Origin of the sequence: Hasllibacter sp. MH4015, from assembly GCF_020177575.1 — a bacterium.
Taxonomy (GTDB): domain Bacteria; phylum Pseudomonadota; class Alphaproteobacteria; order Rhodobacterales; family Rhodobacteraceae; genus Gymnodinialimonas.
In genome coordinates this window covers 3,440,543-3,452,969 of sequence record NZ_JAHTBK010000001.1, presented here as the reverse complement: position 1 = coordinate 3,452,969, position 12,427 = coordinate 3,440,543, and the positions used below count along the sequence as shown (strand labels likewise).

The 12,427-nt window shown below is 64.2% G+C and carries 14 protein-coding genes and 1 tRNA gene; 2 read left to right on the top strand and 13 right to left on the bottom strand.

The window, feature by feature from the left end:
* Position 1 precedes the first annotated feature (1 nt).
* The 9 genes from KUW62_RS17590 to dapF all read right to left on the bottom strand — a co-directional run bounded on the left by KUW62_RS17590 (position 2) and on the right by dapF (position 6,900).
* On the bottom strand, positions 2–1,351 hold the full coding sequence (locus KUW62_RS17590; RefSeq protein ID WP_224816757.1) for a cytochrome b N-terminal domain-containing protein: 1,350 nt from the start codon (positions 1,349–1,351) through the stop codon (positions 2–4).
* A 13-nt stretch (positions 1,352–1,364) separates the two neighbouring features.
* Positions 1,365–1,940, bottom strand: a complete 576-nt coding sequence (gene petA / locus KUW62_RS17585) for a ubiquinol-cytochrome c reductase iron-sulfur subunit (protein WP_224816756.1) — start codon at positions 1,938–1,940, stop codon at positions 1,365–1,367.
* A gap of 231 nt (positions 1,941–2,171) precedes the next feature.
* Positions 2,172–2,720: a pyridoxamine 5'-phosphate oxidase family protein gene (locus KUW62_RS17580; protein ID WP_224816755.1), complete on the bottom strand. Its 549-nt coding sequence runs from the start codon at positions 2,718–2,720 to the stop codon at positions 2,172–2,174.
* 50 nt (positions 2,721–2,770) lie between these two features.
* Positions 2,771–3,196: a GNAT family N-acetyltransferase gene (locus KUW62_RS17575; protein ID WP_224816754.1), complete on the bottom strand. Its 426-nt coding sequence runs from the start codon at positions 3,194–3,196 to the stop codon at positions 2,771–2,773.
* Positions 3,193–3,792, bottom strand: a complete 600-nt coding sequence (locus KUW62_RS17570; RefSeq protein WP_224817149.1) for a glutathione S-transferase — start codon at positions 3,790–3,792, stop codon at positions 3,193–3,195. Before KUW62_RS17570 ends, KUW62_RS17575 begins: the two co-directional genes overlap by 4 nt.
* Complete coding sequence (locus KUW62_RS17565; protein ID WP_224816753.1) at positions 3,792–4,073, bottom strand: hypothetical protein; 282 nt, start codon at positions 4,071–4,073, stop codon at positions 3,792–3,794. Before KUW62_RS17565 ends, KUW62_RS17570 begins: the two co-directional genes overlap by 1 nt.
* A gap of 32 nt (positions 4,074–4,105) precedes the next feature.
* Positions 4,106–4,759: an FMN-binding negative transcriptional regulator gene (locus KUW62_RS17560; RefSeq protein ID WP_224816752.1), complete on the bottom strand. Its 654-nt coding sequence runs from the start codon at positions 4,757–4,759 to the stop codon at positions 4,106–4,108.
* Positions 4,760–4,792: 33 nt separating this feature from the next.
* Positions 4,793–6,052: a tRNA (N(6)-L-threonylcarbamoyladenosine(37)-C(2))-methylthiotransferase MtaB gene (gene mtaB / locus KUW62_RS17555; RefSeq protein WP_224816751.1), complete on the bottom strand. Its 1,260-nt coding sequence runs from the start codon at positions 6,050–6,052 to the stop codon at positions 4,793–4,795.
* Positions 6,052–6,900 carry a diaminopimelate epimerase gene (dapF, locus tag KUW62_RS17550; RefSeq protein WP_224816750.1) on the bottom strand — a complete coding sequence of 283 codons (849 nt, stop codon included), beginning with the start codon at positions 6,898–6,900 and terminating at the stop codon, positions 6,052–6,054. The genes mtaB and dapF overlap by 1 nt, the downstream gene beginning before the upstream one ends.
* Before the next feature lie 88 nt (positions 6,901–6,988).
* Here dapF and KUW62_RS17545 point away from each other — a divergent pair.
* Positions 6,989–7,064 (top strand) — tRNA-Lys (locus KUW62_RS17545).
* A 33-nt stretch (positions 7,065–7,097) separates the two neighbouring features.
* Here the strand turns inward: KUW62_RS17545 and KUW62_RS17540 are convergent.
* From KUW62_RS17540 to KUW62_RS17530, 3 genes are all read right to left on the bottom strand, one after another.
* Positions 7,098–8,426 (bottom strand): FAD-binding oxidoreductase, encoded by a 1,329-nt coding sequence (locus tag KUW62_RS17540; protein ID WP_224816749.1) that lies wholly within the window; start codon positions 8,424–8,426, stop codon positions 7,098–7,100.
* A 92-nt stretch (positions 8,427–8,518) separates the two neighbouring features.
* Positions 8,519–9,436: a dihydrodipicolinate synthase family protein gene (locus tag KUW62_RS17535; protein WP_224816748.1), complete on the bottom strand. Its 918-nt coding sequence runs from the start codon at positions 9,434–9,436 to the stop codon at positions 8,519–8,521.
* Positions 9,433–10,143, bottom strand: coding sequence for a GntR family transcriptional regulator (locus KUW62_RS17530; protein WP_224816747.1), 711 nt, complete (start codon positions 10,141–10,143; stop codon positions 9,433–9,435). Before KUW62_RS17530 ends, KUW62_RS17535 begins: the two co-directional genes overlap by 4 nt.
* Before the next feature lie 161 nt (positions 10,144–10,304).
* Between KUW62_RS17530 and KUW62_RS17525 the strand changes: the two genes are divergently transcribed.
* Positions 10,305–11,717 carry an L-serine ammonia-lyase gene (locus KUW62_RS17525; protein WP_224816746.1) on the top strand — a complete coding sequence of 471 codons (1,413 nt, stop codon included), beginning with the start codon at positions 10,305–10,307 and terminating at the stop codon, positions 11,715–11,717.
* 22 nt (positions 11,718–11,739) lie between these two features.
* Here KUW62_RS17525 and KUW62_RS17520 read toward each other — a convergent pair whose 3' ends face one another.
* On the bottom strand, positions 11,740–12,423 hold the full coding sequence (locus tag KUW62_RS17520) for a hypothetical protein (RefSeq protein WP_224816745.1): 684 nt from the start codon (positions 12,421–12,423) through the stop codon (positions 11,740–11,742).
* Positions 12,424–12,427: the final 4 nt, after the last annotated feature.

Sequence of the window (12,427 nt, the reverse complement as noted above, 5' to 3'; positions counted from 1 at the left end):
CTCATTCTGCCGGGGTTTCGGCACCGAGGGTCTTGGTGCCCCCGACGTGCTTGGCCATGTTTTCGCGGAAATCTTCCTCGATCGTCTCGGGCTGCGGCAGCGGTTTCTCGATCACGCCCAGAAGCGGGAGGATCACGAGGAAATACGCAAACCAGTACGCGGCACCGATCAGCGAGATATAGGGATATATCCCCTCCGCCGGGCGGGCGCCCACCCAGGTCAGCATGATGAAGTTCACCACGAAGACCCAGAACCACCACTTGAACATCGGGCGATAGCGACCGGAACGGACCGAAGAGGTGTCGAGCCACGGGGCCAGCGCCATCACGACGATCGCGCCGAACATCGCGACCACGCCGAAGAAGGCGGCGTCGACGATCCCGCCGGTCAGCCAATTGGCGGCGATCACGACCCAGACCTCGTTATCGAAGGCGCGCAGGATCGCGTAGAACGGCAGGAAGTACCATTCGGGCACGATATGCGCGGGCGTCGCCAGCGGGTTCGCCTCGATATAGTTGTCGGGGTGGCCGAGGTAGTTCGGCATGAAGCCCACGATGGCGAAGAAGATCACGAGGATCACGGCCAGAGCGAACAGGTCCTTGATCACGAAGTAGGGCCAGAAGGGCAGCGTGTCTGCCTCCGCCTCTTTCTTCGAGGTGCGGCGCACTTCGACACCGGTGGGGTTGTTGTTGCCCGTGGTGTGGAACGCCCAGACATGCACGATCACGAGGCCCAGGATCACGAAGGGCAGCAGATAGTGCAGGCTGAGGAAGCGATTCAGCGTGGCGTTGTCCACGGCCGGTCCACCCAGAAGCCAGGTCTGGATGCTTTCCCCAATGAACGGGATGGCACCGAAGAGGCCGGTGATCACGGTCGCGCCCCAGAAGGACATCTGACCCCAGGGCAGGACGTAGCCCATGAACGCGGTGCCCATCATCAGCACATAGATCAGCATACCGATAATCCACGTGACCTCTCGCGGCGCCTTGTAAGAGCCGTAGTAAAGGCCGCGGAAGATGTGCAGGTAGACCGCGATGAAGAACAGCGATGCCCCGTTTTGGTGGATGTAGCGGATCGCCCATCCCCCGTTCACGTTGCGCATGATGTGTTCGACCGACGCGAAGGCCATGTCGACATGGGGCGTGTAGTGCATCACCAGAAGAACGCCGGTGATGATCTGCATCACCAGGCAGAAGACGAGCACGATACCGAAGATCCACATCCAGTTCAGGTTCTTGGGCGTGGGGATCATCAGTGTGTCATACATCAAACCGACGATCGGTAGGCGGCGGTGGAGCCACTTTTCGCCGCGCGAATTCGGTTCGTAATGGTCGTGGGGAATTCCGGACATGCGTATCTCTCCCTTAACCGAGCAGGATTGTTGTTTCGTCGATGAACTCTGCCGCGGGGATCGGCAGGTTCTCGGGCGCGGGCCCGCGACGGATGCGGCCGGCGGTGTCGTAGTGCGAGCCGTGGCAGGGGCAGAACCAGCCGCCGAAATCGCCCGCACCTTCGCCAATGGGAACGCAACCAAGATGCGTACACACACCCTGCATCACGAGCCATTCGCCGGTGTTTTCCCCATCGGGGGTGGGCAATGAGCGGTTGATGTCGGCCGCGTCTTCACCTTCGGCATTGGCGTTACGCGCATCGGTATCGACAAGCTCGCTCATCTCGACCGCACGGGCGGCTTCGATCTCTTCCTCCGTGCGGCGGCGGATGAAGATCGGCTTGCCGAGGAACAGAACCGTCAGTTGGGTGCCGGGATCGACACCGCCCACGTCAACGCGCAACTGGCTGGCGGCCTGCACGTCGGCGGAGGGATTCATGGAATTCACAAGCGGCCATGCAGCCGCGCCTGCAACGACAACACCGGTGCCGGCGGTGGCGTAGTACAGAAAGTCCCGGCGGTCGCCGGACTGATCATGCGTATCTGACACGAGCTCTGTGTCCTTTCTCTCTGGGTCCAAACGTCTTTGGACCTGGAAACCTGCTCCGTTGGCGAAGGAATCTCTGGGTCGCCAAGCTAGCGCTTGTGTTACTGACAGACAGTATAGGCGTCCAGCGGACAAACACGCGCATGTTGGCCGAAATGTCGCAGAATCCGCGCCCGTCAATGTCTGCAGCCCGAAACCGGCACCCAGGGGACCCGTCTGGATTAACTCCGCGCCCTAATCCTCAAACAGGCCCGTGGGATGGCCATCGATGGTCTCAACGTTCTTCCGACGCCAGAATGCATCCGTTCCGTCCGGCCCCAGGTCCTCGAAATACGGGATCATTTCCTTGGCCGAGCGGTCGCCCTGATAGTCCATGAACGGCACGCCGGACCCGCAGGACATGTTGATGGATGCGATCTGCATATCGAAGATCTGCCGCGTGCCCGCCATCTTGGGGAACCGCGCCGCCGCGTCCTCCCACCCCGCGTCGCGCGGGTGCAGGACGCTGGCCGTTCCATAGAGGCGCAGGATCAGGGCATCCCCTTCAAACGCGCAGAACATCAGCGTCATGCGGTTCGATTGGCGCAGATGGCCCGCCGTCTCGTTCCCGCTGCCCGACAGGTTCAGCCATTGGACGTGGGTGTCACTGAGGATGCGAAGGCTGTCCGCCCCTTTGGGCGACACGTTCACCCGCCCGGTCGGCGCGGCGGTCGCGACAAAGAACACCTGCTGACGTTCGATAAAGGCGCGCAGCGTTCCATTCAGTTTCCGGCCAAGCGGCATGGCGATTCCTTCTGTTTCAGAAAGAACATATCGCGAACACGTGGAGATGACTACAGCTCTGCGCGCATGACCCGATGCATGATGCCGGACCCATCGTCGAAATCCGGCCCCTCGGCCACGAACCCGAGGCGCTCATAGAAGGCGATTGCGTAAACCTGCGCCTCCAGCTCCGCCCGGGCGAAGCCGTGGGCTTTCGCGTCGTCCATCACGGCCTGCATGATCTGCGCGCCGAGGCCGGTGCCGCGATGGGAGGGCATGACGGCCACGCGCCCGATCTTGGCACGTTGCCCCTTCGCGATCAGCCGTGCAGTGCCGACAGGGCCTGTCGCATCCTCGGCAAGGTAGTGGATACAGGTCGCATCGTGGGCGTCCCATTCCTCACCTTCCGGGATTCGCTGTTCTTCGATGAAGACGGCGCGGCGGATGTCGAAACAGGCCTGCCGCGCGGCGTCGTCTTCGGCGCGTCCAATCCTCACTCCGGCGCTGTCTCCACCATGGAGGGACGCTCCGCGAAGGTCTTGTACCATGCCGAAAGGCCGTCGCGGCCGGTGCGCCAATCGTCGTCCGGGAAGCGGAAATCCAGATAGCCCAGGGCGCAGGCGACGCTGACCTGCCCCATATCGACGGGTCCATAAAGGTGGCTCATCCATTGCCGCCCGAGCACGTCGAGCGCACGGTTGATCTTGGCCCATTGTCCGTCGAACCAGGGCTGCCAATGTTTGTCCTCGGGGCGGAACCGCTTCTCGTAGATCATGCCGACCGCGGCCTCCATGATGCCGTCGCCCGTCGCCTCCAGCGTCAGGACTTCCCAAAGCCGCGCCTTCGGATACAGACCTGCATCGGCCCGATCGTCGAGGAACCGGCACACCACGTTGCTGTCATAGATCGTCGGGCCGTCATCGCGGCGCAGGGCCGGGATCTTGCCCAGGGGATTGGCCGCGTTGATCGTGTCGTCACCCCCCATGGGGGAGGCCGCGACCTCCACGAACGGGATGTCGGTGATGCGTGCCTCCGCCAACGCGATGCGGGCCTTGCGCACGAAGGGGGATGCCGGAGAGCCGAGGAGTTCCATCATGTCAGACGCCTTATCCTGAGACGCGCCAGCGCCGTGCCGTCGATCCGGAATTTCGGTCCGAACCGCCCGGCACGCCAATCGCGCGTGATCCGGCCGGCCGCCGAAAGCTGACCGTGTGCCTTGCGAAAGCGGAGCCCGTTCGGGGTCGCGTCCATCTCGGCCTCCACGGCCTGTGGGAACCGTCCGCGCGGGGCAAGGCGCGCCGCGGTGAAGCCGGCGGCAGCCACGGCGCCGTATTTGAGGGCGAGGAACGCCATCGGGGGAATTTGCAGGGCCATCGGGGTCGTCCTTTCACAAAGGAGGCGTTTCCCTAGATGTAGGTAAGCGGCGTGCCCTTGTCTATCGACGGCACGCCCCCGGTCATCAATGCGCTCAGGGTTTCGAGTTCATGGCCGATGGGGCTTTGCCGGATCGCCTCCGCCGCGCCTTCCCGCGCGGCATCGGGTTTGTTCTGGTTCAGTTTCCACGTGCCATCGACCTGTGTCACCTCGAACCGGAAGGGCAGGATCTGCCGCATCATCCGCTCCAAGGCAGTGTCGGACATCTTGTCCGTGGTCCAGGGCAGCTTGGGCGCCAGCCGCCCCTCGAAATGGCCCGAGAGGCGGTCCAGATGTTTACGCATCAGGCCCTCGTCCATCGGATGCAGCACGCCGCGCAGGTGCACGGCGACGTAATTCCAGGTCGGCACCTGATCGGGCATGTCATACCAATCGGGCGAGACATAGCCGTCCGGCCCGTTGACCACGATCACGGCGGGCGTCGCTTGCGTGACATGGCGCGCAATCGGATTGGAGCGGACGAGGTGCAACTCCGCCACCTGCCCGGCTTCGTCGAGGAAGAACGGCACGTGGCTGATCAAGGGGGCCGGGTCGGCATTCAAACACAACATTCCGAACCCACGCTTTCGGCACAGGGTGAGGTTCAGGAAGTCCGGTTCTTTTCGAAACGCTGGATTTGGATGCATCGTTACTCACTAATGTTGAACGACGCGCGCCGATCAGACCCGTAATTGCCGTCCATCGTGTCCGCCTATGCGCGCGCAGATGATCTGCCCTTCCGGTTGATCCTGCTGGAATGCAACCTCGGTGAATTGCTCCGTCCGGCCCATGCGGGGGTTTTCCATCAGGATGTTGTGCAATTGCCCTATCTGTTTGGACAGGTGCGCGGCAACCTGCGCCGCGCCCAGGTCGCGCAACCGCCGCGCACGATCCTTGATGTCGGGGCCAGGCACCTGGGGCATGCGCGCGGCCGGTGTGCCTTTGCGCGGGCTGTAGGGGAAGACATGCAGCCATGTCAGATCACATTCGCGCACCAGCTTGAGCGAATTGGCGAAATGCGCCTCGGTCTCCGTCGGGAAACCGGCGATGATGTCGGCGCCGAAGGTGATGTCGGGCCGAAGGCGGCGGGCGTCTTCGCAAAAGCGGATCGCGTCATCGCGCAGGTGGCGGCGTTTCATGCGCTTGAGGATCAGGTCGTCGCCATGTTGCAGGCTCAGGTGCAGGTGCGGCATCAGCCGCGGCTCGGTCGCGATGGCCTGCATCAGGTTCTCGTCCACTTCGATCGAGTCGATGGAGGAGATGCGCAGGCGCGGCAGGTCCGGGACTAGCTTGAGGATGCGCATCACCAGATCACCCAATTTCGGCGCACCCGGAAGATCCGCACCCCACGACGTCATGTCGACGCCGGTCAGCACGACCTCATTGAAGCCACGGTCCACGAGGCGTTTGATCTGGTCCACCACGACGCCCGCAGGCACCGAGCGGGAGTTTCCGCGACCGTAAGGGATGATGCAGAAGGTGCAGCGGTGGTCGCAGCCGTTTTGCACCTGCACATAGGCGCGGGACCGGGTGCCGAAGCCGTCGATCAGATGCTCCGCCGTTTCGCGCACCGACATGATGTCGTTGACCTGCACCTTCTCCGTCTCTCCGATGAAGTCGGCGGGCAGGGCGCGCCAGATGGCCGGGTCCATCTTCTCGGAATTGCCGAGGACAAGGTCGACCTCCTCCATCGCCTGAAACGTCTGGGGCTCGGTCTGGGCGGCGCAGCCGGTGACGATCAGCTTGGCGGTGGGGTTGTCGCGGCGGAGCTTGCGGATCTCCTGCCGGGCCTTGCGGACGGCTTCCCCGGTGACGGCGCAGGTGTTCACGATCACCGCGTCTTGCAGACCGGCGGCGGACGTCATCTCTCGCATCGCTTCGGTCTCGTAGGCGTTGAGGCGACAGCCGAGCGTATGGAAAACCGGGGCCTTGGCGTCCATCACAACAGACCTTCCAGGAAGGCGGGGCTGACCTCGGCGGTGAAGACATGGGCGGTCGGCCCGGTCATCCAGACGCCATCGTCGCGCCATTCCACCGCGATGTCACCGCCATCGAGGGTCAGGCGCACCTTGCGCCCGGTCAGGCCCCGCCGCGCCGCCGCCACCGCCACCGCGCAGGAGGAGGAGCCGGAGGCCAGCGTCACGCCCACCCCCCGTTCCCAAACCCGCATCCGCAGGTGGTCGGTGTCGATCACGTGGGCGAACTGGACGTTGGTGCGCTGGGGGAACAGGGGGTGACGCTCGAACTTCGCGCCGAGCGTGGCGAGATTCACCGCGTCGGCATCTTCCACGAAGAAGGTGCAGTGGGGGTTGCCCATGCCCGTCGCCACTGGCGCGCCGTCAATCGGCAGGTTCAGCGTGTCACAGGCACCTTTCAGCGGAACGCTTTGCCAATCGAGTTGCGGCGCCCCCATGTTGACGGACGTGCGCCCGTTGCCCGCATCCATCGCATGCAATACGCCCCGCTCGGTCCGCAGGGTCACGGCGGATGCACCCGTCCGCTCCATCTCTCGCCGGGCGATGCAGCGGGTGGCGTTGCCGCACGCACCGGAGGTCGAGCCATCGGCGTTCCAGAAGGTCAGGGTCAAATCGGTATCTTCGCCCGCCTCGATCACGGCCAGCTGGTCGAATCCCACACCGCGATGACGGTCCCCGAGGGCGCGCGCGAGTGCAGGCGTTACCGCGTGGGCCGCATCGCGCGCGTCGATGACAACGAAGTCGTTGCCAAGGCCGTGCATTTTCTCAAAGCGCAAAGGGGTATGGGGCGTGTTCGCGGGCATTCGGGGCATATACGCGCAAGTCCCCGATCTTCAAAGACCCCAGCGGGATTTTCGCTTGACGGGGCAAAAGCGCTCTCCTAGGTACGCATCCCTGAGTGGGCCCGTAGCTCAGTTGGTAGAGCAGTTGACTTTTAATCAATTGGTCACAGGTTCGAATCCTGTCGGGCTCACCATTTTTCCTGCCTCTGAACGGTCCGGCCCGCGCGCTATTCGGCCCGCGCCTTCCATTCCCTGTAGCGGATGACCGCGTTGCCGCCGATGTCGCGGATCGGTGCCGGTGGCAACCTGGTCGGCGCGTCCTCGGCGGCGCAATGGCGGGTGAAAGCGGTGCTTTCACCACAGGCCATTTCGGCGGCGGCAATGCCGGTCATCGTGCCGCGCACGGTGCCGAGGCCGTTCTGCACACAGGCGGCGAAGAGGCCCGCGTCGATTTCCCCGGTCACCGAGACGCCGTTGCGCGACAGGCAGAGCCCGCCCGCCCATTCGTATTCCGGCATCAGACCGGCGAAGCCCGGAAACCGCGCATCGAATTTTTTCCGCTGCACCGCCGTGGCGCGCGCGATGTCCTTGGTGGTGATCTTCATGTCGGAGCGCAGCGTGGCCACGGTTCGGGTGACGATCCGGTTGCCGCCCTGCCCCGTGTCGATCCGGCGAAGCGTGGTGCCCATGGGATCGGAGGGCGTGATACCCCACCGAGCAGCCCCACCGATCGCGCCGTCGGGAAGCACGGAACTCATCGAAGCATAGAGGAACACATGCATTAGTCGGTTCTTGGCGAAACCGAAGCTTTCCAGGTGCCCGTTCACGGCGAGAATGACGCGCGGCGCGGAGATCGTGCCCGCCGGTACCTGTACCTGCCACCCACTCCCCTGCCGCTTGAGGGAGATCACGGGGCTCCGCTCATGGACCTGCACGTATTGCGCCAACCCGGCGGCAAGGCCACGGATGTAGCCCGCCGGTTGCAGCATCACCGTGCCGGGCGTGAAGAGGCCGGAATGGTAATGGGCGCTGCCGGTCAGGTCCTGCATCGCTTTTGCGTCTAGATGTTCGAAGGTTTCCCCCAAGCCCGCAAGATGCGCGGCGTAGCTTTGATTATGGGCCTCCGCCGCCGGGCTGGCCGCGCCGTTCACCTTTCCCGCCTCATCAAAGTAATCCGGCTTGATCCCGTATTCCGCCACGGCGTCCCGCGCGAAGGCGATGGCCTGTCGGTTGAGCGCGATCCGGGCTGCATCGTCGCCCGCGCCCTTGTAATCGGCACTGGTCAGGTCGTGGGGCAGGTCAATCATGAAACCCGAATTGCGCCCCGCCGCGCCCTCCGCAATCCGGGTGGCCTCCAGAAGGACGATCCGGGCGTTCGGGCGCAATTGGGTCAGGCGTTGCGCGGCGGATAGACCCGCGAACCCGGCCCCCACGACGACGAATTCGGCGGTGATGTCGCCCTCCAGCGGCGGGTAGGCGGGGGCGGGGCCCAGGATCTCGTTCCAGGCCGCCGGTCCTGCAAGCCGCGGCAATCTGCGCGCCACGTACCGGGTCAAGTCACGACCTCTCTCGTGGAACCGGCGAGGTTCGACGGGATCGCGACCGACATCCGCCCTGCGCATTGCAAATCGCGTCTCGCCGCCATGCCTCAGCCCTCGGCCACAATGCCCGCGACGGCGCGTTTCAGGTCAGCTATCACCTGTTCCAGCGCCTGCTTATCCTCTGCTGCCAGTCCCTCCAGCGGCGTGCGCACGTCTTCCACGGGAATGCCGTTCAGGGTCACGCCGTACTTGATCGTCTGGATGAACTTGCCGCCCTGCTCCAACACCCGCATGAGCGGCATCATCGCCGACATGATGCGACGGCCCTTGGCGAAATCGGCTTGCACGACGCACGCGTTGTAAAGCGCGACATGTTCATCGGGCAGGAAGTTGGAGCCGCCGCAGACCCAGAACGGCGCGCCCCAGGCGAAGAACTCCAGCGCCTGGTCATCCATCCCGCAGCCCAGTTGGAAATGCGGATACTCCGTCGCCAGCAGATGCAGACGGTTGATGTCGCCGGAGCTTTCCTTGATCCCGCAGAAATTCCGGTTGCCAGCGACACGGGTGAGGAATTCCTCCCCCATCATCGTGCCGGTGCGGTGCGGGTAATTGTAAAGCATCACCGGAAGACCCGCCGCCGCGTCGATGGCCAGGGCGTTGAGGGCATTTTCCCGGTCGGTCGGCACGGCATAGGGCGGCGACGCCACGAGGATCGCATCAGCCCCGATGACCTTGCCCGCCTCCGCCAAGGCGATGGAGTCAGCGGTCAGCATCGCGCCGGTGCCCATGACCAGCGGAACGCGGCCCTTGACGCAGTCATGGGTGAAGCGTGCGATCTCCACCCGCTCGGCCAGGGTTTGGGCATAATTCTCCCCCGTCGAACCGCCGGAAATCAGGCCATGCACACCCGCGCCGATCAGGTATTCGATCACATTGGCCAGGGCGTCGCGATTGACGCCGCCGTCGGCAAGGAACGGGGTGACAACGGGTGTGTAAATCCCGTCGAATTGGAACAGGGGGGTCATGCGGGTTCACTTTCTGGAAGGGAGCCAAGCGCGACGTCGAGGCCGCCGGGCATCACGAAGCGCGCGATCTGGTTGCGCGAAAGGTCCCAGTGATCGAGCGCGAGGCGGCCCGCCAGGGCTCCATCGCGCGCCCGGATCGCCGCGATGATCGCGTCATGCTGGGTACTGGCTGTCGCGAGGCGGTCGGAATCTTCGCTGGTTTGGGGTCGATAGAAGGTCATGCCGATCCGTGCATGATCGATCAGAAGCCGTTGGAATGACGGCAAAAGGTAGGGATTGGCGGCCATCTCTCCGGTGATTGCGTGAAAGCGCGCATTGGCGAGGGTGCGGGCCGCGACCGATCCATTCGACAGCGCCGCTTTGAAGCGTGCCTGGGCGGCTTCCAATGCCTCGATCTGTTGCGATGTCGCGGACAGCGCGGCCAATTGCAGAACCGCGCCGTAGATCATCGGGGCCGCCTGAAAGAATGCGCGCAGCGTGGTATGGGACAGGTCCGCCACCCGCGCGCCCCTGTTGGGGCGCAAAGACAGATAGCCCTCGCCCGCCAGATCGCGAAACACGTCCCGCAGCGGGGTGCGGGACAGATCAAAGCGGGCGCACAGGTCGGGTTCATCAAGATCGGCACCGGGATGGAGTTCCAATGTCAGGATCGCGGCGCGCAGGTGCTGCGCGACCTCTTCCTTCTTGCTTTGCACGGCACTCGCCAAACACGCCTCCTACCTTGATCTAGCCGCTTTATACAAATTTTATACAATTGGAAAGAAATATGCTGCGTCGGCCCGAGCCATTGGCCGGTCGCTTCCTTCGCTTCCCCCGCCGGGCGGCGTCGTATATTGCGCGGCATAGTCCAGCGGTGGAGACCCGGCCCATGTTCCTGAGTATCTTCGACATCTTCAAGATCGGCGTCGGCCCATCCTCGTCCCACACGATGGGGCCGATGACCGCGGCTGCGCGGTTCTTGCAGGATCTGCGTAACGGACGAGAGAAGGAGCCGGGGGCCGGTGAACTTGGTGGGCTCGGTGCCTCCCTCCACGGATCGCTGGCCTTCACCGGCAAAGGTCATGCGACGGACCGCGCGGTCATCCTGGGCTTCGCGGGGTTCGAACCCGCCACGTTGGACCCCGACAAGGCCGAGGCGCTGGAGGCCGAAATCCGCGCCACCGGCACCGTCACTCCGCCAGATCTGCCGCCCCTGCGCTTCGCTCCGGACAAGGACCTTGTCTTCGATTACGACACGACGCTGCCCGGACACGCGAACGGCATGATCCTGCGCGCCTTCGACACGGCCGGAAACCTCTACCTGGAGGAAACATACTACTCCATCGGCGGGGGCTTCGTGATGACCGCGCGGGAATTGGACGGCCAGGGGGAAGGCCCCGATGCCCTTCATGCGGAAAAGGCGCAAGCCGGGTTCCCGCATCCCTTCGGCTCTGCACAGGAGATGCTGGCGCTCGGGCGTGCCTCGGGCAAGAGCATCGCGCAGATGAAGTGGGAAAACGAGGCGGCACTGGCCCCGCGCGCGGAGGTCCGGGCGCGCGTGGACGCGATCTGGTCCGCGATGGACGATTGCATCGACCGGGGCCTGCGGATGGATGGCGAATTGCCCGGCGGTCTGGCCGTGAAGCGCAGGGCCAAGAACATCCATGACCAGTTGAAAGCCGAGGCGGGCACGAACCAGGCGCAACCCCATGTCGCGAATGATTGGTTGAGCGTCTACGCCATGGCCGTGAACGAGGAGAACGCGGCGGGGGGCCGGGTTGTAACCTCCCCCACCAACGGCGCGGCGGGCGTGGTACCGGCGGTCCTGCGCTATTACCGCGACCACTGCATCGGCGCGACGGAGGACGGGCGGCGCGACTTCCTGATGACCGCCGCCGCGATTGGCGGGCTTATCAAACACAATGCCTCCATCTCCGGCGCGGAAGTCGGATGCCAGGGGGAGGTCGGGAGCGCGTCAGCCATGGCCGCCGCGGGTTTGTGCGCGGCATTGGGCGGCACCAATGAGCAGGTGGAGAATGCCGCCGAGATCGCGCTGGAGCATCACCTTGGCATGACCTGCGACCCGGTAGGTGGGTTGGTGCAAGTGCCGTGCATCGAGCGCAACGGCTTGGGCGCGATCAAGGCGGTGTCCGCCGCATCGCTCGCCCTGCGCGGGGACGGCACCCATTTCATGCCGCTCGACAATTGCATCGAAGCGATGCGCCAGACCGGCATCGACATGAGCAAGAAATACAAGGAAACGAGCCAGGGCGGGTTGGCGGTGAATTTGCCGGAATGTTGAGGCTGATGGGCTAAAGGCCGCTCTATGGAAACCACGGCGTCGGGTTTGGATCGTCGCCGCCCCAGATAATCCGTTGAGCGCCGAGAATTTCGGGCGTGGTGCGCAGGACACCGTTAATCTTTTGGCCCAATTCCAGTCGCAAGTTCGGGCTGAACCCTTCTCCTTGCGATGCGCTGTCAGGGTATAGGCGAGGCCCCACGAGCGTACGGTTGCGCCGCCCGGCCAAGCCAGCCATTGTGCCGCCACCTTGTCGATGCTTGGGTTTCGAGACGTCGATTAACCGGTCTTGCAAGCCCCGTAACAGCGCTTGTTCAAACCGTGCGCGGAGCAGGCCGTTGAACGTCAGTGCGCGGATGGTCCAGCCGCGTATGAAAACGGTGTGCATGGCGTTGTACGACAACCAAACTTCATCGCTATGGACCGTGATGATGGTCTCGCTGAATTGTCGGTCCTGCCACTGGTCAGGCCTCGGCCCTGCGCCCGAGGAGATCAGCACCTGATCCGCGGAACGCTCCGTCTGCCGAACCGCCATGGGATCGCGCCGCATCGGCGGTACCTGCGGCGCGGGCCGCGTCGTGGCCTCGATGACGAGCGGGGATAGCGGAGAACGCGGGCTCAACCACGGGCGCATCGCGGATTCGAAGGCATCCAAGCCGGCCTTCAGTGCGACTTCCTTGTCTGAAGGTGTGCCCATGGCGAGTGCCATGCCT

Bases quoted from the DNA above. Each gene is read 5' to 3' on its own strand.
- KUW62_RS17590 (WP_224816757.1), bottom strand. From the start codon at position 1,351: ATGTCCGGAATTCCCCACGACCATTACGAACCGAATTCGCGCGGCGAA.
- KUW62_RS17580 (WP_224816755.1), bottom strand. From the start codon at position 2,720: ATGCCGCTTGGCCGGAAACTGAATGGAACGCTGCGCGCCTTTATCGAA.
- KUW62_RS17570 (WP_224817149.1), bottom strand. From the start codon at position 3,792: ATGGAACTCCTCGGCTCTCCGGCATCCCCCTTCGTGCGCAAGGCCCGC.
- KUW62_RS17565 (WP_224816753.1), bottom strand. From the start codon at position 4,073: ATGGCCCTGCAAATTCCCCCGATGGCGTTCCTCGCCCTCAAATACGGC.
- KUW62_RS17560 (WP_224816752.1), bottom strand. From the start codon at position 4,759: ATGCATCCAAATCCAGCGTTTCGAAAAGAACCGGACTTCCTGAACCTC.
- mtaB (WP_224816751.1), bottom strand. From the start codon at position 6,052: ATGGACGCCAAGGCCCCGGTTTTCCATACGCTCGGCTGTCGCCTCAAC.
- dapF (WP_224816750.1), bottom strand. From the start codon at position 6,900: ATGCCCCGAATGCCCGCGAACACGCCCCATACCCCTTTGCGCTTTGAG.
- KUW62_RS17535 (WP_224816748.1), bottom strand. From the start codon at position 9,436: ATGACCCCCCTGTTCCAATTCGACGGGATTTACACACCCGTTGTCACC.
- KUW62_RS17525 (WP_224816746.1), top strand. From the start codon at position 10,305: ATGTTCCTGAGTATCTTCGACATCTTCAAGATCGGCGTCGGCCCATCC.
- KUW62_RS17520 (WP_224816745.1), bottom strand. From the start codon at position 12,423: ATGGCACTCGCCATGGGCACACCTTCAGACAAGGAAGTCGCACTGAAG.